Origin of the sequence: Paraburkholderia sp. CNPSo 3272, from assembly GCF_024206495.1 — a bacterium.
In the GTDB taxonomy this organism is placed as follows: domain Bacteria; phylum Pseudomonadota; class Gammaproteobacteria; order Burkholderiales; family Burkholderiaceae; genus Paraburkholderia.
Genome location: NZ_JAMBPQ010000051.1, coordinates 1 through 17,705 on the forward strand (window position 1 = coordinate 1; position 17,705 = coordinate 17,705).

The window sequence follows — 17,705 nt, forward strand, 5'->3', positions numbered from 1 at the left end:
TGTCTCGCAGAGGGAACTGCCTCGACAACGCGGCCATTGAGAGCTTCTTCGGTACGCTCAAGTCAGAGTTCTACTACCTCAATGAGTTCCGAGACGTCGAGGAGTTACGAACTGGCATCGACAGGTACATCAGGTACTACAATCACGACCGGATCAAGATCAAATTGCAGGGATTCAGCCCGGTCGAGTACCGAGCTCAATTTGCGAAGGCATAGTTCGTCCACCGTCCAACTTCTGGGGTTCAGTTCAACGTTTGGCGGGAACCAAACTACACCCGTTCGCCGCTCCCCAGCGCACGGCCGCCGTGAGTCGCCGGCAGCCGCTTACACCGCTACAGCATGGTGACCGAGGCAGCCCCCTTTTCTGCGAGCCTCATGCCATGCTCTTTCGTAAGACAGTCCTCCGTGTGCTCATAACGATCTGCGCGATTTTCGTGCTGCTTTTTGTGCCGCTACCCTGGCAGCCGATGACGCAAATTCACAGCGAGGTCACGATCCAGCGAGCGCCTGAAGAGGTGTTCGAATATGTGTCGACACCCGCAAACTGGCCGGCATGGCATCCATCGTCGCTGGCAGTGCGTGGCGCCACCGATCATTCGCTGCAAGTTGGAGAAAAGGTGACCGAGGACTTCAGGGTGGCGGGCCGCAATGGGACGGTCGTCTGGACGGTGGCGGGGCGCCGCGCTCCGACATTCTGGAGCATCGACGGCGACATCGATGGGAGGAGAGCAGGAACCGTCACATACACGCTGACGCCGATCGGCGCCGGCACGCGGTTCGAGCGCGATTTTACCTACGGGGCGCCAACTTTGCTGTTCTCGCTGCTCAACTGGGCAGCTCTGCGCAAGCAGATCGATGCCGAATCGACCGAAGCGGTGCGGCGCCTCAAGGTCAAGCTCGATGGCGGCGCTTAGATGGATTGCCGCGACTCGCCGCCCGCAGACCAAGGATTCGAATCCGATGGAAGTCCGGCATCAATCGCTGGCTCTGGCGATGGTCCGATTGCGACCCCGGAGCCGCCGGTCGTGCAGGCGGTATTGCGAGGGCGGGTATTTGAGTGGAACGGTCATTCCATACCGTCACTCGATGCGAAGTTATCGGCCTTACCCGACAGTCATCGTCAGATTGCCTGGCAAGCCATCGAATCCGTATGTGCGGCTTCGCACACTACGCCCACCCCGTTGGAGCCGAGACCTCGCTGGTTTACCTATCCTCGATGGTATCTCGTGGCTTCGCCCGAGGGCATGGACGATGCGGAGAACCCATGCGGCAAGTGGGTGACGAACCGTCGCGATGTCGAGGCGTCCACCACGAAGAGCGGGCGTGCCACGAGTCGGCATTGCCATCTTGGAGGGGACATTCGCCATGGAATTTATTGTTCAATGGAAAGGTGAGCCGGCAATGCAGCGGGCTGCAATTGAGCGCTTCATAAAGACAGGCGGCCAGCCGCCCGACAACGTCACGATGCTGGGCCGCTGGCATGCGGCCGGCGAGTTTAGGGGCGTTGCAATCGTTGAAGCGACGGACGCCAGCGCAGTCGCGGCAATGACGGTCCAGTGGGGGGATATCTTCTCCTTCACAACGGCGCCTGCACTAACTGACGAGGAACTCGGTGCTGTTTTGGCATCTCAGCAACGGTCGGCAAACTGAAATCCACAAGCGTTGGATGGGCGGGTCCGGAGCGCGTCGGGGGGGCGCGCTCAGAGCATATTCACGTTATGCCTTTGCCACCAACTCGACGTCCGGCGTCAATGCGGTTGAGCAAGCGGTTATCAGATCAGTGACAAAACATCACAAGGCCCAAGCCTAGATGCATCAGCCGCAGGACTGCTCCTGCATGGCGCGCAACGAAGCGGCTACTACGCCGACCTGCTGACATAAAACCCAAGACGCCTCAATGCTGGCAAACGCTGAATTGTCCGCGTAACTCGTCCGCCGGGTTCCGGATTAATGCAGCCGTTCCAACGGCAGGTTGATTCGCTTACTGAACGACAGGTCATGGCCCGACACCGGCACTTCGGTGGCAGCGGCGCGTTGAACAAATCGAATGCCCCAAAGGCCACCCGCAGCGCGGACCGCGGCCTTTGACGCGTTCCGGTGCCTGCTGCGCTTAGGCATCCGCGCCTCGAGGTATTGGCTCCCGCAGTCGCCGCGTATTGCGTTGACGGGACCCGTCTGCAAAGCGAACCTAGATCGGAGCAAGCATGGTCCCGCGGCAACGCCTGGCGCCACAGCGACAGGCGTACTCGCTGCCTGAATCGCGCGCTTTCGCCGAGACCTCAAGCGCGTAGTCGATAAACAGTTCCTCGCCTGGCTCGATGTCCCTGATCGCGTTGATGTAGACGCGGCCTGATTGTTCGATCGCCTCGCAGTTCGCCTTGCACGCATGGTTGAGCCACCTTGCGCCGTTACCGCTGCGACCGCCGTCAATGACGCGCCCGTCCGACAACCCGAACAGGAAAGTGTGCCCGGTGTCAGCGCGCCGTGCATAGGTGCGGGTCGCTTCCCGCCAGGTGGTGACGAGCCCCTTGTACTCAAAGATGCGCTCGCCGGCGGAGAGTACCCGCAGGGCGAAGACGCCCTTTCCGTGGATGGGAGAGTGCCGAACGGAAACGCGCTTCATGCCGGGAAAGTGTGAGGAAGGGAGGTCCGGAGTATAGCCGCACAACCAGCCCGCAACATGTAGCAGCGGATCGTTACGGGTGGCGTCGTCATGAGCCAGCGCATATGGGCCACTCGGGTCGCGCGCAGTGAACGGTGAGTTCCGCGCTGAGCCGGCGCGCGAACATTGTATTTGTATGGTGCATCCGGTGCGGGCTTGCGCGGCGCGGCTTTTCCGCAACCGGTGCATGAGCCGCCTCGAGGCAGGACACCTGATGCGCGGCGACCTCTCTTCGCGAGAACACTGCCGCGATGTCGTCGACGCCACCGTGAAGACCTTCGGAAAAATCGATGTCCTCGCAAATAATGCGGTTGATCCAGCCCATGCATTACTGCCTCGAAGATATTTGCCCGGAAGATGTGGTGCGTTGCTTTCTTACCAACATCTTCGCCATGTTTGACCTTTGCCAGGCCGCGGTGCCGCATAAGAAACCCGGCTCGGCGATCATCAACACGACCCCGGTCAATGCGAAAACACCGCAAGCAGGAATGCTCGTGTATGCGACGACGAAGGGCGCGATCGCGACCTTCACGGTAGGACTCGCCAAGCTGCGTGCCGCGCAGGGTATCCGCGTGAACTGGGTTGCGCCAGGGCCCGTGTGGACGCCGCTCCAACCATCGACTAAAACCCCGGACGAGCTCGCAAAGCGTGGCGGCGACACGCCGCTCGGGCGGCCCGGACACCCGCCGCTCGCATCCGATGAGGGGCAATATATGACCGGGGCGCTTCTGCCGGTCACCGGGGGCATGCCCACGCTGTGACGTCGGCGAATTCACAAGCGGTGGCACGCAAGTTGCGAGAGAAGTGGCAACCCACTTCTTTTGCGGGAGCCCGCCATGATTTCGCTGCCTTTTCCCCGGCTGCTGCAACGACTTGCAACACCGACCCGAGCCCGCGCTGCCTGCCGGCTTGCCGTACTTGCCCTCGCTGCCACCGCCGGCACCACAGCCTGCACGCAACAGACGGCAACGGTCGCGACCGCACCCACCGCGCCCCAGCCCGCGTCCTCGCCTCGTGCCGGGCTTCCGCAAGCCGCCCGTGACATGCATAGCTGGCACGGTGTCGCGCTCGATGTGAGCAGCATCGTCGAGCAGTCCTCCGCCAAGGCGGCATGAAGTCTTTCCTGGCCTAAGAGGAGGTAAGACCTATGTTTCAGGCGATTGTGTTCGACATAGACGGAACTCTCGTGGATTCGGTTGACCTGCACGCGCTCGCCTGGCAGGAAGCGTTCAGGCAGTTTGGCCATAGCGTCAGTTTCGAGCAGGCGCGCAGTCAGATTGGAAAGGGCGGCGACCAGTTGATCCCCACGTTCCTGTCTGACCATGACATCGCGGATCACGGAGCAGCACTCGAAGAATGGCGATCCGCGCGATTCAAGTCCGAGTATCTCGCCAGCGTTCGACCCTTTTCGTGTGTGCCGGAACTTTTTCTGCGCGCTCGCGATGCCGGGCTCAAGATAGCCGTCGCCTCCTCCGCCAAAGAAGACGAACTGCAGAAGTATCTGGAAATCGCCGGCGTAACGAAGCTGATCGACGCTGCCACCTCGTCATCCGACGCGGATCGCTCGAAGCCCGCACCCGATATCTTCGAGGCGGTGCTGGCAAAACTGCACGTTGACGCGTCCAACGCTCTAGCTGTGGGTGATTCTCCGTACGACGCCCAAGCCGCCAACAAGACCGGCTTGAACTGTATACGACTACTATGCGGTGGCTTCATCGAGAAAGACCTACGCGCCGCCGGTTGCATCGACGTCTATCCGGGGCCGGCCGCGCTTTACGCGTGTTTCGATTGGTCTCCTCTATCGTGCGACACCCGGTCGCCAGTGGGTGCTTAATCGTTTGAGCGTCTGTGGCGGTACGTTGTGCCGGGGATCGCCGTCGACTTCGGTGAACTCGATACGCATGGAACAGCTGCAGTATCTAGTCCACACGGGGCATTGGACGCTTGTCGTGTTCAAGCCATTCTGGCGCAATGCGCGTCGCGTTGTGCTGTGGTCGCACCTGAATTACGCGGACGGGTTGCGCGTCCGTAATTGCAAAAAAGGCGGGGGTCCTTCGCGAAGGACCGCCTGTGAAGTACGCCTGGATTGACGGGCAGTGCCGGCATTATCCGTCGTCGGCACTGTGCTTTGGACCGCCCTCCCGTTACCTGTCCGCGGTCTCGGCTATCGCTCGGCCAAGCTCGCAGAAAACAAGCAATCAAACAGGTGGCTCAAGACTCGCCTTTTCCGGCCTTGGCGGCGCGGCAACGCGCTGCCTTTCCACGACGGCCGCCCCAATCGCGGCCGCCGTGATGCCGTTCGTTACCCTGATACGACCTTAACTGAATGGCACTCCCGACCGATCGGATCAATTTCCCTTATAGAGTTGTTGTAGGCGCGCTGACTCGCCGCTATGTTGCGATTGCAACAGCTCGCGGTAGACTTGTTCTCTGGTTTTTCCAGTAGGCGATCCCGTCTCGCTGGTCGGCGCGGAATAGCCCCCAAAGGAGGTCGTGGTCACGTTGTTTGGAGTCGGTTCCTCTGCGGGCTGAACCGCAATAGCCGTGTCTTGCGCTAAAGCGCTCGTGCATAGAAGGGCAGCAGCGAAGGCCACCACGATGTGAAGTCTGTTCATTTCCAGGCACTCCAAAGAATATACATTCAGGAAAGAAGGCCTAGTCGTCCAATCAGGCGACACCTTCTTGGCCGGTGTCCGTCACCGCTCCGGCGTTGACGAGCCGTGTTATGGCGGGTCGACCTGATTTAAGGCTACGAAATCACAGTAAGCGATGCATCCATCAATTGATGGAAGTCAGGCAAATAGTTTGCTTCGCATTGCTACACATTTCTCGATACGAATTTGATATTACGGTTGCCTCTCCCAACGATCGGCAGCCTTCGCTCGCCCCCGGGAGCGACAACCCTGGGGGTGAAAGGAAATGACTAGGAAATTCAAGGCAGACCTGCTGCTCAGAAGGGGCCGGTCAACACGGTCAAGCGCTGAAATGAAGGCGCAAGTGCCGCGCCCGAGCATCGGGTGGCAGCCCGAAAACGGAGCTTGAGATACCCCTTGCCGCTGCTCGGTGGTTCAGTATGCCCAAACGCGGGGGGCCGGTCGGAGCGCGTGCGCCGGAGGCACGTAGGTCGCGGCGGCTCCGGCTAAGCGCACCGCGAGCAGGGCCAAAACAAGTCGTTTCATTTCGCTCATATCTGCCTCCAACGAAAGAGATCTTGCCCAAATCAGTCATCGTCTGTTTCGAGCAAGACTGGTTTGAACAAGTGCACGAGCTGGGAACCGCCGGCCCACTTTGACTATATTTAGATGGATCCCAGCTCGCCTCCTCCACCTGATGGAGATTTGCCAGTGATGCATCGCTCGAAGCGTGCGCATTCATCACGAAAGCTAGATGTCGGGCAGCAACGTGAGTGCGTTTCGCGTTCGGATCAGCGTGGAGGTCGCGATGCCATCTGACGGCGAGCTTTCAAAGGTCATCACTTCTATATACGATGCGGCAGTAGAGCCAGAGCGGTGGCCGACTGCACTCGAACGAGTCGTCGGCTTTCTGGGTGCCATGCACGCGCATCTGTGGGAGGGCGATGCGAAGGAGCGGCTGAGATCGGTCGGCTGGGCGGGCACTGCGCCGCGATTCGTCCAGGCGTATGACGAGCATTACGTGCGGATGGATCCGTTTGCATTGGCGAGGACCTGGCCATCTGGCACCATTTTGACCGATCCGATGATGGCTCCGAGAGCCGTAATCGAGCGCAGCGAGTTCTTCCAGGATTGGGCACGCCCCCAAGGTATGAATACCGCTGTCGGTACAAACGTTGCGTTGGACGGCGGCAACGTCGCCGTGCTGGTCGCAACGCGGCGTCAGCGTGACGGAAACTTTGACCAGGAACATCTCGACTTGCTGGCCGGACTCCTGCCTCACTTTCAACGCGCGCTGAGGATGAACCTGCACTTATGCGGTATGGACCTCGTACAGCACACTGCGAGCGCAGCGCTTGACGCGTTGAGTCATGCCGTTCTGATCGTCGATACCAGCTGTCACGTGATGTTTGCCAACCGCGTTGCTGAAGAATTTCTGTCTTCGGCTGACGGGATCGGATCAGGGCCGCTCGGGTTGTTCGCAATGACGACAACGCTGACGAACAGTCTTCGCTCGCTTGTGGCGCGGGCTACCGCTGTCGGCAAGGACCCGCCAACAGGTAGCGCACTCGCGCTGAGCCGCACGTCAATGAAACGCCCGTACCAGGCGCTCATTTCTCCTCTGGCTGTCGACGCCGCGCGGGCGCGGGGAGTATCGCGAAAACCTGCCGCGCTGATCTTGGTCGTCGACCCGGAACGCGTGCCCGATAGCGCCGAGCGACGGCTGCGGACCCTCTATAACTTGACCCGCATCGAAGCACGGGTCGCGTGCGAGATTCACAAGGGCGCGAGTCTGGATGCGGTCGCCGAATCGCTCAACGTTCAGCAATCGACCGTGCGGACACATTTGCATCACATCTTTCAAAAAACGGAGGCTCGGCGTCAATCCGATCTGGTGCGACTGATCGAGCAGATGTCCGGCTTACTTGACAACACTTGATCTGATAGGGCCATCAGAACGATGAGCTTTTCAAATGCCAGCCTTGGCTTTGCTTGCATTCTCCTCGCGAGGAAATGGTGTTGTCGCGCTAAGAAAGCAACTGTAGTGAAGGTCAAGGTTGAATGCGCAAAAGATCTTGCTTGCATGGCGTTGAGCTGGGTAAGCAGCTTGCGCATCCCTGCCACGAATGCGACCTTGGTTTTTTTGCCTCTGGCACGTAACTGATCGCAAAACGCGTTGATCCGCGGATTGGCCTTCTGGGCTGCAACGCACGCCATGTAAAGGGCACGCCGCACGATGTGGCGACCGCCCCTGATATGACGCTGTCCCTGATAGCCGCCGCTATCGGCGTTAAACGGGGCGAGGCCAACCAGTGGCGCAATCTGTCGCCCGCTAAGCGTGCCAGTTCAGGCAGAAAGGCGATGAGCGCGGCCGCTGTTCCTCTGCCGATGCCGGGCGCTGAGCGCAGCAAGGCTTCAGTTTTGCGCCAGAGTTCGTTCGAACGCATGAAGGAGTCGATGTCATTGTCGGCGTCCTTGAGACGTTGCTGAAGAAACCTGATGAGTTCGTCGATGCTGGCGAGCGTGGCCTTGCGAGCGCGTTTGCGGCGATTCTGCTCGGCGGTGAGCGTCTCAACCAACTGGGCTCTGCGCAGAACGAGAGCCTGCAACGGCTGGGTCTGCTCATCGTTCAAAGCCCGCACGGCGGGTTTAACCGCAGCACCGTAGTGAGCGATGACGCGTGCATCGATGCGGTCGGTCTTGGCGAGCCGGCCGGTGGATTTAGCGAAGTCGCGCACCCATTTGGGGTTGACTGCAACCCTGGGAAGGCCGGACTGGCACAAGGCTTCCAGAACAGCTCTTTCGAGCTTGCCGGTGGCTTCGAGCACGACCAGCTGAGGTTTGAGAGGCAGCAAACGGTTGATCAGATCAGATCGGCGATACCTTCGGGTGAATTGGTAACCCGGAAGTATTCAGTGGACTCGTGACAGGCCACGTCGAGGAATTCGCCGCTGACATCGATGCCGACAAACAAGGGAGAAGCGGAAGATGAATGGATTTGGTTCACCACAGCACCCATACTTGCAAAGTGCGAGCTCGATGCTCCAGTCAACTGTCCGGGTTCGGAGCGGTAAGTGGAAGCGGCGCCACAAGCTTTCTTTCGGGCTGCGAACCCTTGTAAGACAAACGGGCTGCCGCTTCCTGCGAAAGGAGAGGATCAGTCTCCAGACGCACTAACCAATATACAAGTTAGAGCCAGAGCTTATGGCAATATCGCCGATACTGTTCCGCAACGGACCGAGGTCCGGTCATCCAGCGGCGCAATGCTAATGTCTCTTCCTGGCCCGCCTCCGCCCGATGCGGTCGGCTGATGTCGACTGCCAGGAGCGGCCGTTCACATGCGGCGTCGCTCGGAGATTCAAGCGTCCGTGATCCCCCGATACCGTTCAAGCGAGAAGGTAGCCGGGCAGTGGGGAGAGTGTCGGAACGACGCGGGCTCATCTGTTTTGATAGGAATACTTATCCTAGTAGTTAAGTTGTTTTCACGTTTCCTATGCGGTCTTTGCGCTCGAGACCAGGGGCGAACTTTGGATGGACGTGGATTGATCACAGCAAGTATGCGCGAACTCGAGCGGGTTAAGGGCATCCGAGGCGGTCATTGACGACCGCCTGCGCTATTTTCAGCTGGTTGATCAGCAACTCGGCGAGCTACTGATCAACCAGCTGTGCCGGCGCAATGAAGCCTGCGGGCCGGCGGGACTAGTCTCGGTCAGGCGTGGGCGGCCGAGCAATTGGGAGATGTCAGTCGATCTGCAAACCCGCTTTAAGGCGAGGCTGTATGTGCACTTTGCCGATATCCAGCCTCGCCAGGTCGAATGGGGAACGTATCGCAAAGGTGTGTCACGGTCGAGGTGTCAGCTTTTGTGTACCACCTCAAACGAATATCCATCGGGATCGAATACATCGGCTGCATAGTAGCCTGGGTAGTATTCCATCCGGGCGCGGGGCGAAATATTGTTCGTCGCGCCAGCTGCAATGGCGGCGTTGTAGAACGCATCGACCGTCTGTTGATCGGGTGCCATGAAACCCCAATGGATCGCAGCAGGATTCGGTGTTCCCTGCTTCAACCAGAAACACGCGCTCTGGCCGTCGCCGAATCCCCATAGATCCGGATGGCCGTTTTCGCCTTTGTAGGGCATGAAACAACGGATGCCGAGCGGTTCTAGCGCGGCTTCATAAAACGCGAGCGAGCGCTCTACGTCGCTAACGGTCAGGATGATGTGATCGAGCATGGGTTCGGTTCTCCATTGAAATCGGAGGTTGATCATAAGCGCCGGTGCTGACAGTTCCTGTCAGGAGGGGGATTTCCCGCCGGCTAGCGGTTGCCGTCGACGGCTACAATCGGGGAGCGCTGGCGGACCATCTGCCAGCAGGCGCGATTTTTGTAGAGAAGAGGCATTGCATGTCACGTTCGGGGCGGTTGCTGCGCCTGATGGAGTTCCTGCGCACGAGTCGGCGCCCGGTAACGGCCGCCCGGCTCGCGGACGAGCTCGCTGTTTCGGAACGGACGGTCTATCGCGACGTCGCTGAGTTGATGGTGCAGGGTGTGCCCATCGAAGGCGGTGCGGGTGTCGGTTATGTGCTGAAACCCGGTTACTTCCTGCCGCCGCTAATGTTTGCCCGCGAGGAGCTGGAGGCGATTATGCTGGGTCTGCACTACGTCGATCAGCGCGGCGATGATGTACTGAAAGCGGCTGCAAAGGCAGCGAGGGCGAAGATCAGCGCCGTGTTGCCGCCGGATGCGGGAGTGACGCTCGATTTGCCGCTGGCGATACCCGGGCCGTCGATACCGTCCTTTCCCGACAACGTGGTGGAACTCGACCGTCTGCGTGCGGCAATACGGGCGCAACGCCGCCTGGAGATCGTCTATGCCGATGCAGCCGGGCGTCGCTCGCAGCGCGTGGTCTGGCCCGTACAGATCGGTTTCATGGACAGCGCCCGCGTACTTGCCGCCTGGTGTGAACTGCGAGGAGCCTTTCGTACGTTCCGGACCGACCGGATTCTCTCGGTAGTCGAGTGCTCGCGCTATCCGGCCCGTCGTGCTGATCTGATACTCGGATTGCACGAGCATCTCGCGCTTTCAACCTACGCGCAGGATGCTGACAAAACCTGACAGCTGTTTCGGCCACACTGCGGGTTCCCTGTACATAGGAGTTCGGCAGGTAGCCGAATACGCGCGTCATGACCACTATCCAGACACCTACGCCGCTGAAGCAATCGATGGGGGAAAGGCAGTTCCACATGCTGGCGACTGTATTGCAATCGATCGAGCCCGCATTTGACCGACCAACGTTCCTGACGATCGCACTTGACAGTCTCGACTCCCTGACGCTGATGGAACGCGTCAGGCGTGCCAGTGTCGCGATCGATGCGGGGGCACAGGCGCTGTCCGGCGGTTACGATGCCGTGCTGGCGTTGCTGATGGAGGCCGCGCCCATGCTCGGCCGGGGCTTCGTCTCACTCGTCGCGCCCGACTATATCGGGCAGTACGGTCGGCATACATTCGATCGTTCGATGGGCGCGCTGAAGTACTTCACGCCGTTTGGTTCATCGGAATTCGCGGTACGCGAGTTCCTGCGTGACGATGTGCGGCGCGCACTGTCGATCATGCAAGTCTGGTCGCAGGATACCGACGCCGCAGTGCGTCGGTTGGCGAGCGAAGGCAGTCGCCCGCGCTTGCCATGGTCGTTCCGGCTTCGGGAAATCGAGTCCGATCCATCTCTGGCGGCTTGGATTCTCGACAATCTGCGCGCAGACCCGAGCCCGTACGTGCGCCGCTCGGTGGCGAATCACCTGAACGACGTGACAAAGACACATCCCTCATGGGTGCTCGAGCGCGCAGCGCAATGGGGCACCGACCACCCGCATGCCCAGTGGACCATCCGACACGCGCTACGGACGCTGGTCAAACAGGGGGACGCAAGGGCACTAGCGGTATTGGGTGCTGAAAGCACGCCGGGTATCACCGTTGGTTCATTCCGCGTAACTCCAGCAAACATTGTCCTTGGCGAGACGATCACGCTTGCCTGTGAGGTAAGCTCCACGGCCGGGAGGGCGCAACGTCTGGTTGTCGACTACCGGATCGCTTATGTCAAACAGCGTGGCACTACGGCGCCGAAGGTCTTCAAACTAAAGTCTTTGATGTTGGAGCCGGGTCAGCACATCGTGCTCAGCCACGATCAGGTCATTCGCGATTTCACGACACGCACGCATTACACCGGTCGTCACGTAGTCGAGTTGATTGTCAACGGTGGCGTCGTTGCACAGGCAGCCTTCGACCTTACCCGGTGAGATGTTCGGTCAGCGTCAGCAGCCAACGTTGTCCAGCAATCGACCGATGGTGCTTTGAGCGATCTGGTCTGCAGCTTTCCTCCATCGACCGACGCCCGCGACACGTGAATCCGTGCGAAGCCGACCATGCCGCAGGCGAGCCGGGCGGCGCGCTCGGCCCGGCGCTTGCCGCGTATGATCGAGGCGTCTGAACTGTGTCCGCGGTCTCCGAACGCCAGGGCGCGGAAACAGGTTCCGCCATCTGTCGCGTGCCATTGAGCGAGGAAAGGGGAATACAGCGGATCCGGGAGTGCTATGCCTCAATCAGCAAACGCGAGCGCGAGCGCGAGGTCGAGGCGTCGGTGGTATTTGCCCCACTGAACAAGCAGGTGAGAGCCAAATTGACCATCAGAGAAGTCGCGGCGAAGGTGCACTGCAGACACGCCATGCGAAACGAGGCGCATCGCACCGAGACGCCTCCCATCACACCGGTTCACTTTCAGAGGATTTGTTCCGCGCGACGAATCGAGCTGATCATGGAACTCTCCTGCAGGAACGCACGGCTCCTTTCCCGATCGAGCGAGATCTCGTGCAGATCGCTCTGATTGCGCCTTCGAACGTCCGGGTCGCGCTCTTCCATCAGTTTCTTATTGCGAATGCTGTTCTGCTGGACGATCTCCTTTGCAACCGTGCGTCGCTGTCGCGAATATCGCTCGAGCACATCCTGGCCGGTTTCGTTCAACCACACGTCCGCAAGTTTGTGCGCGAGGTTGAACGCGTCATGGATGCCGCCGTTCAGGCCGAATCCCCCAATCGGATTGTTGATATGCGCAGCGTCGCCGGCCAGCAAGACGCGCCCCTTGACGAACGTATCGGCGACCCGTTGATGAACCCGATAGGTGCCTGAATAAGCGAGAGAAAACTCCCTGTCGGCGCCGAGCACCGCTCGCAGCCGGGCTTGTACTTCAGCTGGATCGAGCAGGGTGTCATCGGCGACGTCCGGGTCGGCAGGCATAGCGACGCGCCAGAGATTGTCCCTGGCGTCGTCATAGAGTTTCAGCACGACGGCCCACGCGTCGGGATCGGAGACGTAGGCCGTTCCCGTATATCCGAGTTCCTCGAGTGGATCAGCGACGTTAACCACGATGAACTTCTCGGGCCATGTGAAGCCGTCGTACGTGAAGCCTCCGGCCTTGCGCACATTGCTTCGAGCACCGTCGGCGCCGATCACCCACGGCACCACAGTCTCAAAGGGGCCGTCGCTGCAAGAGAACGTGAGATGAGCCGCTTCGCCGTTAGTGCGGACAGCCTCTAGCGTGACGCCAAAGCGCAGCTCGACGTTCGGTTGGCGGCTCAGCTCATCGAGCAGAACGCTGGAGAGATAGTGCTGCGGCAGATGAAACCGAAACGGAAAGTCGGTGACATCGGCAAGCAGCCCTAGGTCGAATTCGGCATATACGCCAGCGATTCGATCGCGCATCTGCCAGACCGGGATACGCAGGCCCATCTTCATTAATGCCTGCTCGACGCCGAGCGAGCGGAGAATTTACAGTGTAGGGGGATGGAACGCAGCGCCGCGCTGTTCGCGGGCGATTGTCGTGCCGGCTTCGTAGACGACGCATGGCACGCCGCGTCTAGCGAGACCGAGGGCCGTTGTCAAGCCGACCGGACCGGCGCCGATGATTGCGACTTTGTTGTCGTGGTGCATTTTCCTGTTCCGCTGGTGAGTTGACTGACACGCGCAGGGAGGGGCCCGAGCGTGGCTTAAAAGTTGTGCTGTATACCGAGCAGCACGCCTGTCTGCTTCGTGCCGGCCGTGGTGAAGTAACCCGATCCGACGGAGTACGAAGCGTTGCTGTTGTTCTGCATGAAAGCGACCATTGAGTAGACCGAAGTTCGCTTCGAGAGCAGATAGCTGCCTCGCAAAACGTAGAAGTTGGCATTTTTGTGGTCGGTGGTCGTGATACGCGATATCTCGCCGTCAAAGCGGATATCGGGGCGAAGCGAATACGAAAATCCGCCGTAGAAGATATTGGTCTCGTAAATGGATGCGGCCCGGGTTCGCCGATGCACGACACCTCCTGCAATTCTCAGCTTCTCGAACTGGACATATCCGCTCGCCATATAGCGGGTGGTCTTGTCGCTGCTGCCGGGAAGGGGAAGGGGCGACGAAGGGTCGAACGCGACACTGTTCGCAAGAGCGCCGGGGCCGCCGCGCAGTTCGTCGTAGACGAGTTGGCCGCCGGCAGCATCTCCCCAATATCCGATCAGGGCCGTGATCTGCCGGCACGCGAGCGGGTCGCCGGCCACGCCACCGGGGCAGTTCGACGCACTCGGGCTATATCCTGCACCACCATTGGCGGGGGTGGTACCTGGGCTCGACGCCGCGTCGCGCCCGAAGCTGTATGTGACGCCGAGCACGAACTGATGGTACGTACCGAGATAGCTGACGGCGTTGTCGGACCGCGCGTTCGGCAGATAGGGGTCGAGTGACGCAATCGAATAGACGCTGGGACCCAGCACCGTGCTGTTCATGAGGCCCATGTAGGTCATGTTGATCTGCCGCCCGAGCTTCAGCGTGCCGAGCGGACTCTCGATGCCGACCCAGGCCGAGCGGCCGAACAGTCGGCCACCATTCTGGAGTGTTCCCGAGCTGGGCGAAAAACCGTTTTCGAGCTCGAAGATTGCATCGACGCCGCCGCCCAGCTCCTCCCGGCCCTGCACCCCCCAGCGCGACGGAACGGCAGACGAGAGAGAAGTCATGCGTATGGCGGAGCCGTCCGGCGCCTGTTGGCCCGGTCCGCGCGCGACGTGGTTCTCCCAGTCGATGCCGGTATCGATGATGCCGTAGAGCGTGACAGAGCTTTGCGCATAGCATGTTGTGCTGATCATGAGTATGGACGTTAGCGCTGCGCCCCTGAAAGCAGGTTTGAACATGCGTCTCCAACCAATGTCGTAATGTTGATTTGTACCTGCAAACTAACGGCGCTCTTGCGCGATGTCGATTCGCAAGACGGCATTCGTTCTATTAGAAATCTGAATGGGGCCGGCGAGCCGCGCGACATATGGCTGTTCCTGATTGACGCGCGCGCGCTTGCAAAGGACCATATCGATCGGATTCAGCGTCTGGGAGACATGTCGGTGGCGATCAACAGCGGGTTGGGCGGGGCGCTCGACTTACGGTTACTCGTGGTGTTCGACGCCGTGATGCGCAGGGGCAGCCTGACGCTCGCGGGCGATAGCCTCGGCATGAGTCAGCCGTTGGTGAGCCAGTCGCTGGCGAAGCTGCGCCAATACTTCGGCGATCCGCTATTTGTGCGCACGTCGGCCGGCATGTCGCCGACGCCGCGTGCGCGCGAGCTTGCGCCGAAGATCGCGGCGATGATTCAGCTGATGGAAGAGGCGCTGGGAAGCCCGGATCAATTCAATCCCGCGACATCGACCCGGACCTTCAGCTTTGCCGCGACCGATTTCGGGGCCGCGCACCTGCTGCCGAAGCTATTGCGATATCTGGCGCAGCACGCGCCGGGCATACGCGTGAGAGCGACACATGCGCCTCGGCATGGCGTTGACGATCTGCTCGAAGACGGCGAGGTCGATCTCGCGATCGGCAGCTTCGCAATCAGCCGGGCTCCGTTCTATCAGCGTCGTTTGTACTATTCCGACTACGTCTGCCTTGCCCGTGCGGAGCATCCTGGCGTTCGTGGGGCCCTGACGCGGGAAGCTTATCTCTCGGCACAGCACGCGCTGGTCGCACCGCTGCCTGGCGGCTACGAAGCACTGGAGCGATTTCTGCTCGAGAACGTTCCGGCTTCCAATTTCGTGGTGACAGTGCCGAACTTCCTCACGGTGCTGACGACGCTGCCGAATTCGGATGCGCTTTTTACGCTGTCGAGGCGTGCCGGCGAGCAGATCGTGCAACTGCTTCACGCGCAGATGCTGGAACTGCCTGTCCAGATCCCAGGGTTCGTCGTGCGCCAGTTCTGGCACGAACGTTTTCACAAAGACCCAGCCAATAAATGGTTTCGCGATCTGATCTATTCGCTGCTTGCGGCGCCCGATGAGGCGGCGAGCGACGGCACGCGCGCCGTCGATTCCTCCGCGCCGGGCACCTGAATCGAGCCACCCGGCACCCTGCATGCCGTTTTGGCATGCGATGCATTAGCGCATGAGTCTGGCGGTTCACCCCCGCCGCTTCCATACTGCCTCCCATGCCTGCCGGCGAACCCGCCAGGCAACAGACGCCGCGCTGGCGCCTCACCCATCGGGAGACACTATGGAAACGGGTTTGATTCACGGGCTTCATCACATCACACTGTGCACGTCGACGGCTCAAGGCGACGTCGACTTCTTCGTCAAGGTCATCGGCCAGCGCTTCATCAAGCGCACGCTGTTCTACGATGGTCGCATTCCGATCTATCACCTCTACTTCAGCGACGCCGACGGCACGCCGGGCACGGTGATGACAACCTTTCCGATGCGCCGCACGGGCCTGATCGGGCGCAGAGGATCGGGTCAGTTCACAGCGGTTGCCTATTCTGTTCCGGCAGGATCACTCGACTTCTGGCGCGAGCATTTCGGCAGGAACCGCGTCGAGATCGTGGAGGAATCGGAGCGCTTCGGCGAGAAGTACTTGCGCGTCGTGCATGCAGGCATCGATTTCGAAGTCGTCGAGGACCCGTCCGACACCCGCAAGCCATGGAAATCGGACTATGTGCCCGAGCAATACGCGGTCCGTGGCTTCCACAACTGGACCGCGACGGTACGCGAGTTCGAGGATATGGACGTGTTCATGAAAGCGGCGTGGCACTTCCGTCCCACGATGCAGGACGGCAAATTTACGCGTTACGAAGCGGGTGATGGCGGTGCCGGACGGCGCATCGACATCCTGCACGAACCCGACATGCGGCAAGGCATGTGGACGCTCGCAGAGGGCATCATTCACCACGGTGCGTTCGACGTACCCGACTACGATGCGCAGTCGCGGGTCAAGTTCGACACCGAAGGCATGGGCTTCACGGACTTTTCCGACCGCAAGAACCGCGGCTACTTCGAATCGGTCTACGTGCGCACACCGGGCGGCGTGATGTTCGAGGCGACCAAGTCGCTGGGCTTCAAAATGGACGAGGAGGAGTCACTGCTTGGCAGCGAATTGAAGATCTCGCCGCAGTTCAACATTTCCCATGACGAACTTCGCAAGCTGATGCAAGTGGAGGATCCGATCCATGTTTGAACAATTCATCTTCAAGACACGCGCCGGGCGCACGGGAGTATGTCCATGAAATCCTTCAAGCTGGTCGGGCAGGGACCTCGCAAGGTGCTACTTTTTCCTGGCTTGCTCGGCACGCGCGATGCATTCGACGACATGCTGCGCTACGCCGATCTCGATGCGTTCCAGTACGCCATAGTCGAATACCGCGGCTATGGCCACTCGAAGAACGAGCCGGGCCTGTTCACGCTGCGTGAGGTCGTGATCGACGCCGTGCGCCTCGTGGAGTTTCTCGGCTGGAACCGGCTTGCCGTTGCCGGCCATTCGCTCGGCGCACTTGCGGCGCAGATGCTCGCGGTGGCGTTGCCGCATCGGGTTGATGCGATCGTGTCGATCGCCGGTTTGAGCGCGAAGGGTGCGAGCGCTGATCCGCAAAGACAGCGCTTTATGCAGGAACTCGCACACTCGCGCGAGAGGCGCGAGGCGCTCGTTCATGGGGCGACTGGCAACCGTTACGCGGACGGGTTTGCCCGCGCACTGGTAGCCGTGACGTGGGACAACATCGATGGCGACGCGCTGACAAGCTATGCGATCGATGCGAGCCGCACCGATATTCACGCTCAGGTTGAGTCTCTCGAGACGCCGGTTTTGGTGCTCGTCGGCGAATGCGATCCCAACTGCTCCGCAGCGGCTGCCCGCGAAACGATGCTGCGCTGGTGCCGACTCGCGACGTTGCAGGTCCTGCCTGGAGTCGGCCATTTTCCGATGGTCGAAGCTCCCGCGCAGACGCTCTCCGCACTGGAGCACTACGTTGCAGCCGGGCATGCCGGCACGTCGGATCAAGCCGTGAGCGAGGCGGCAATCCCAGCCTGAGACAGCATTGCGCCAACGGCGGCGTGCTGGTTGGAATCTGCACCGCACGCTGCTGCGTG

General features: G+C 60.4%; 17 protein-coding genes and 2 pseudogenes. 12 read left to right on the forward strand and 7 right to left on the reverse strand.

The genetic code is table 11. The annotated features are described in order from the left end of the window. The 3 genes from M3I53_RS33935 to M3I53_RS33945 form a co-directional block, all read left to right on the forward strand. Nucleotides 1–215 (forward strand): IS3 family transposase (locus tag M3I53_RS33935; RefSeq protein ID WP_254320160.1); only part of this gene is annotated, 215 nt, incomplete at its 5' end. Nucleotides 216–379: 164 nt separating this feature from the next. After that, nucleotides 380–913 (forward strand): SRPBCC family protein, encoded by a 534-nt coding sequence (locus M3I53_RS33940; protein ID WP_254320161.1) that lies wholly within the window; start codon nt 380–382, stop codon nt 911–913. Nucleotides 914–1,364: 451 nt separating this feature from the next. Next, nucleotides 1,365–1,649 (forward strand): DUF3303 domain-containing protein, encoded by a 285-nt coding sequence (locus M3I53_RS33945; protein ID WP_254320162.1) that lies wholly within the window; start codon nt 1,365–1,367, stop codon nt 1,647–1,649. 538 nt (nt 1,650–2,187) lie between these two features. On the opposite strand, the gene M3I53_RS33950 is transcribed toward M3I53_RS33945, so the two are convergent. Together M3I53_RS33950 and M3I53_RS33955 are read right to left on the reverse strand one after the other, a co-directional pair. Further along, nucleotides 2,188–2,622 (reverse strand): SET domain-containing protein, encoded by a 435-nt coding sequence (locus M3I53_RS33950; RefSeq protein WP_254320163.1) that lies wholly within the window; start codon nt 2,620–2,622, stop codon nt 2,188–2,190. A gap of 88 nt (nt 2,623–2,710) precedes the next feature. Further along, nucleotides 2,711–2,986, reverse strand: a complete 276-nt coding sequence (locus M3I53_RS33955; protein WP_254320164.1) for a hypothetical protein — start codon at nt 2,984–2,986, stop codon at nt 2,711–2,713. On the opposite strand from M3I53_RS33955, the gene M3I53_RS33960 reads away from it, so the two are divergent. The 3 genes from M3I53_RS33960 (at nt 2,985) to M3I53_RS33970 (ending at nt 4,495) form a co-directional block, all read left to right on the forward strand. Continuing rightward, the gene (locus M3I53_RS33960; protein ID WP_254320165.1) at nt 2,985–3,422 is read left to right on the forward strand and encodes an SDR family oxidoreductase; all 438 of its coding nucleotides are present in this window, start codon (nt 2,985–2,987) and stop codon (nt 3,420–3,422) included. The genes M3I53_RS33955 and M3I53_RS33960 overlap by 2 nt on opposite strands. 75 nt (nt 3,423–3,497) lie before the next feature. Further along, a complete protein-coding gene (locus M3I53_RS33965; RefSeq protein WP_254320166.1) occupies nt 3,498–3,776 on the forward strand; it encodes a hypothetical protein in 279 nt (92 codons plus the stop codon). Between the two features lie 32 nt (nt 3,777–3,808). Continuing rightward, nucleotides 3,809–4,495, forward strand: a complete 687-nt coding sequence (locus M3I53_RS33970; protein WP_254320167.1) for an HAD family hydrolase — start codon at nt 3,809–3,811, stop codon at nt 4,493–4,495. 514 nt (nt 4,496–5,009) lie between these two features. Here M3I53_RS33970 and M3I53_RS38725 read toward each other — a convergent pair. Beyond that, nucleotides 5,010–5,276, reverse strand: a complete 267-nt coding sequence (locus tag M3I53_RS38725) for a DUF4148 domain-containing protein (protein WP_375542621.1) — start codon at nt 5,274–5,276, stop codon at nt 5,010–5,012. Nucleotides 5,277–6,048: 772 nt separating this feature from the next. Here M3I53_RS38725 and M3I53_RS33975 point away from each other — a divergent pair. Further along, a complete protein-coding gene (locus M3I53_RS33975; protein ID WP_254320168.1) occupies nt 6,049–7,233 on the forward strand; it encodes a helix-turn-helix transcriptional regulator in 1,185 nt (394 codons plus the stop codon). Nucleotides 7,234–7,376: 143 nt separating this feature from the next. Here M3I53_RS33975 and M3I53_RS38730 read toward each other — a convergent pair. Further along, nucleotides 7,377–8,313: pseudogene (locus M3I53_RS38730) on the reverse strand (IS110 family transposase); the annotation flags it as partial. An 835-nt stretch (nt 8,314–9,148) separates the two neighbouring features. Then, nucleotides 9,149–9,526 (reverse strand): VOC family protein, encoded by a 378-nt coding sequence (locus M3I53_RS33995; RefSeq protein ID WP_254320170.1) that lies wholly within the window; start codon nt 9,524–9,526, stop codon nt 9,149–9,151. Between the two features lie 170 nt (nt 9,527–9,696). On the opposite strand from M3I53_RS33995, the gene M3I53_RS34000 reads away from it, so the two are divergent. Together M3I53_RS34000 and M3I53_RS34005 are read left to right on the forward strand one after the other, a co-directional pair. Continuing rightward, a complete protein-coding gene (locus M3I53_RS34000; RefSeq protein WP_254320171.1) occupies nt 9,697–10,407 on the forward strand; it encodes a YafY family protein in 711 nt (236 codons plus the stop codon). 68 nt (nt 10,408–10,475) lie between these two features. Further along, nucleotides 10,476–11,585, forward strand: a complete 1,110-nt coding sequence (locus M3I53_RS34005; protein WP_254320172.1) for a DNA alkylation repair protein — start codon at nt 10,476–10,478, stop codon at nt 11,583–11,585. Nucleotides 11,586–12,063: 478 nt separating this feature from the next. Here M3I53_RS34005 and M3I53_RS34010 read toward each other — a convergent pair. Then, nucleotides 12,064–13,272, reverse strand: a pseudogene (locus M3I53_RS34010) (FAD-dependent oxidoreductase). Between the two features lie 56 nt (nt 13,273–13,328). Further along, complete coding sequence (locus tag M3I53_RS34015; RefSeq protein WP_254320173.1) at nt 13,329–14,501, reverse strand: porin; 1,173 nt, start codon at nt 14,499–14,501, stop codon at nt 13,329–13,331. Between the two features lie 21 nt (nt 14,502–14,522). On the opposite strand from M3I53_RS34015, the gene M3I53_RS34020 reads away from it, so the two are divergent. The 3 genes from M3I53_RS34020 to M3I53_RS34030 all read left to right on the forward strand — a co-directional run bounded on the left by M3I53_RS34020 (nt 14,523) and on the right by M3I53_RS34030 (nt 17,646). Next, a complete protein-coding gene (locus M3I53_RS34020) occupies nt 14,523–15,680 on the forward strand; it encodes a LysR family transcriptional regulator (protein ID WP_254320174.1) in 1,158 nt (385 codons plus the stop codon). Between the two features lie 160 nt (nt 15,681–15,840). Further along, nucleotides 15,841–16,797 carry a VOC family protein gene (locus tag M3I53_RS34025; RefSeq protein WP_254320175.1) on the forward strand — a complete coding sequence of 319 codons (957 nt, stop codon included), beginning with the start codon at nt 15,841–15,843 and terminating at the stop codon, nt 16,795–16,797. Between the two features lie 45 nt (nt 16,798–16,842). Continuing rightward, complete coding sequence (locus tag M3I53_RS34030; protein ID WP_254320176.1) at nt 16,843–17,646, forward strand: alpha/beta fold hydrolase; 804 nt, start codon at nt 16,843–16,845, stop codon at nt 17,644–17,646. The last annotated feature ends 59 nt before the right edge of the window (nt 17,647–17,705 follow it).

Excerpts from the sequence above, each read along its gene's own strand:
- M3I53_RS33940 (WP_254320161.1), top strand. The coding sequence starts at position 380 with ATGCTCTTTCGTAAGACAGTCCTCCGTGTGCTCATAACGATCTGCGCG.
- M3I53_RS33945 (WP_254320162.1), top strand. The coding sequence starts at position 1,365 with ATGGAATTTATTGTTCAATGGAAAGGTGAGCCGGCAATGCAGCGGGCT.
- M3I53_RS33950 (WP_254320163.1), bottom strand. The coding sequence starts at position 2,622 with ATGAAGCGCGTTTCCGTTCGGCACTCTCCCATCCACGGAAAGGGCGTC.
- M3I53_RS33960 (WP_254320165.1), top strand. The coding sequence starts at position 2,985 with ATGCATTACTGCCTCGAAGATATTTGCCCGGAAGATGTGGTGCGTTGC.
- M3I53_RS33955 (WP_254320164.1), bottom strand. The coding sequence starts at position 2,986 with ATGGGCTGGATCAACCGCATTATTTGCGAGGACATCGATTTTTCCGAA.
- M3I53_RS33965 (WP_254320166.1), top strand. The coding sequence starts at position 3,498 with ATGATTTCGCTGCCTTTTCCCCGGCTGCTGCAACGACTTGCAACACCG.
- M3I53_RS33970 (WP_254320167.1), top strand. The coding sequence starts at position 3,809 with ATGTTTCAGGCGATTGTGTTCGACATAGACGGAACTCTCGTGGATTCG.
- M3I53_RS38725 (WP_375542621.1), bottom strand. The coding sequence starts at position 5,276 with ATGAACAGACTTCACATCGTGGTGGCCTTCGCTGCTGCCCTTCTATGC.
- M3I53_RS33975 (WP_254320168.1), top strand. The coding sequence starts at position 6,049 with ATGTCGGGCAGCAACGTGAGTGCGTTTCGCGTTCGGATCAGCGTGGAG.
- M3I53_RS33995 (WP_254320170.1), bottom strand. The coding sequence starts at position 9,526 with ATGCTCGATCACATCATCCTGACCGTTAGCGACGTAGAGCGCTCGCTC.
- M3I53_RS34000 (WP_254320171.1), top strand. The coding sequence starts at position 9,697 with ATGTCACGTTCGGGGCGGTTGCTGCGCCTGATGGAGTTCCTGCGCACG.
- M3I53_RS34005 (WP_254320172.1), top strand. The coding sequence starts at position 10,476 with ATGACCACTATCCAGACACCTACGCCGCTGAAGCAATCGATGGGGGAA.
- M3I53_RS34015 (WP_254320173.1), bottom strand. The coding sequence starts at position 14,501 with ATGTTCAAACCTGCTTTCAGGGGCGCAGCGCTAACGTCCATACTCATG.
- M3I53_RS34020 (WP_254320174.1), top strand. The coding sequence starts at position 14,523 with ATGTTGATTTGTACCTGCAAACTAACGGCGCTCTTGCGCGATGTCGAT.
- M3I53_RS34025 (WP_254320175.1), top strand. The coding sequence starts at position 15,841 with ATGGAAACGGGTTTGATTCACGGGCTTCATCACATCACACTGTGCACG.
- M3I53_RS34030 (WP_254320176.1), top strand. The coding sequence starts at position 16,843 with ATGAAATCCTTCAAGCTGGTCGGGCAGGGACCTCGCAAGGTGCTACTT.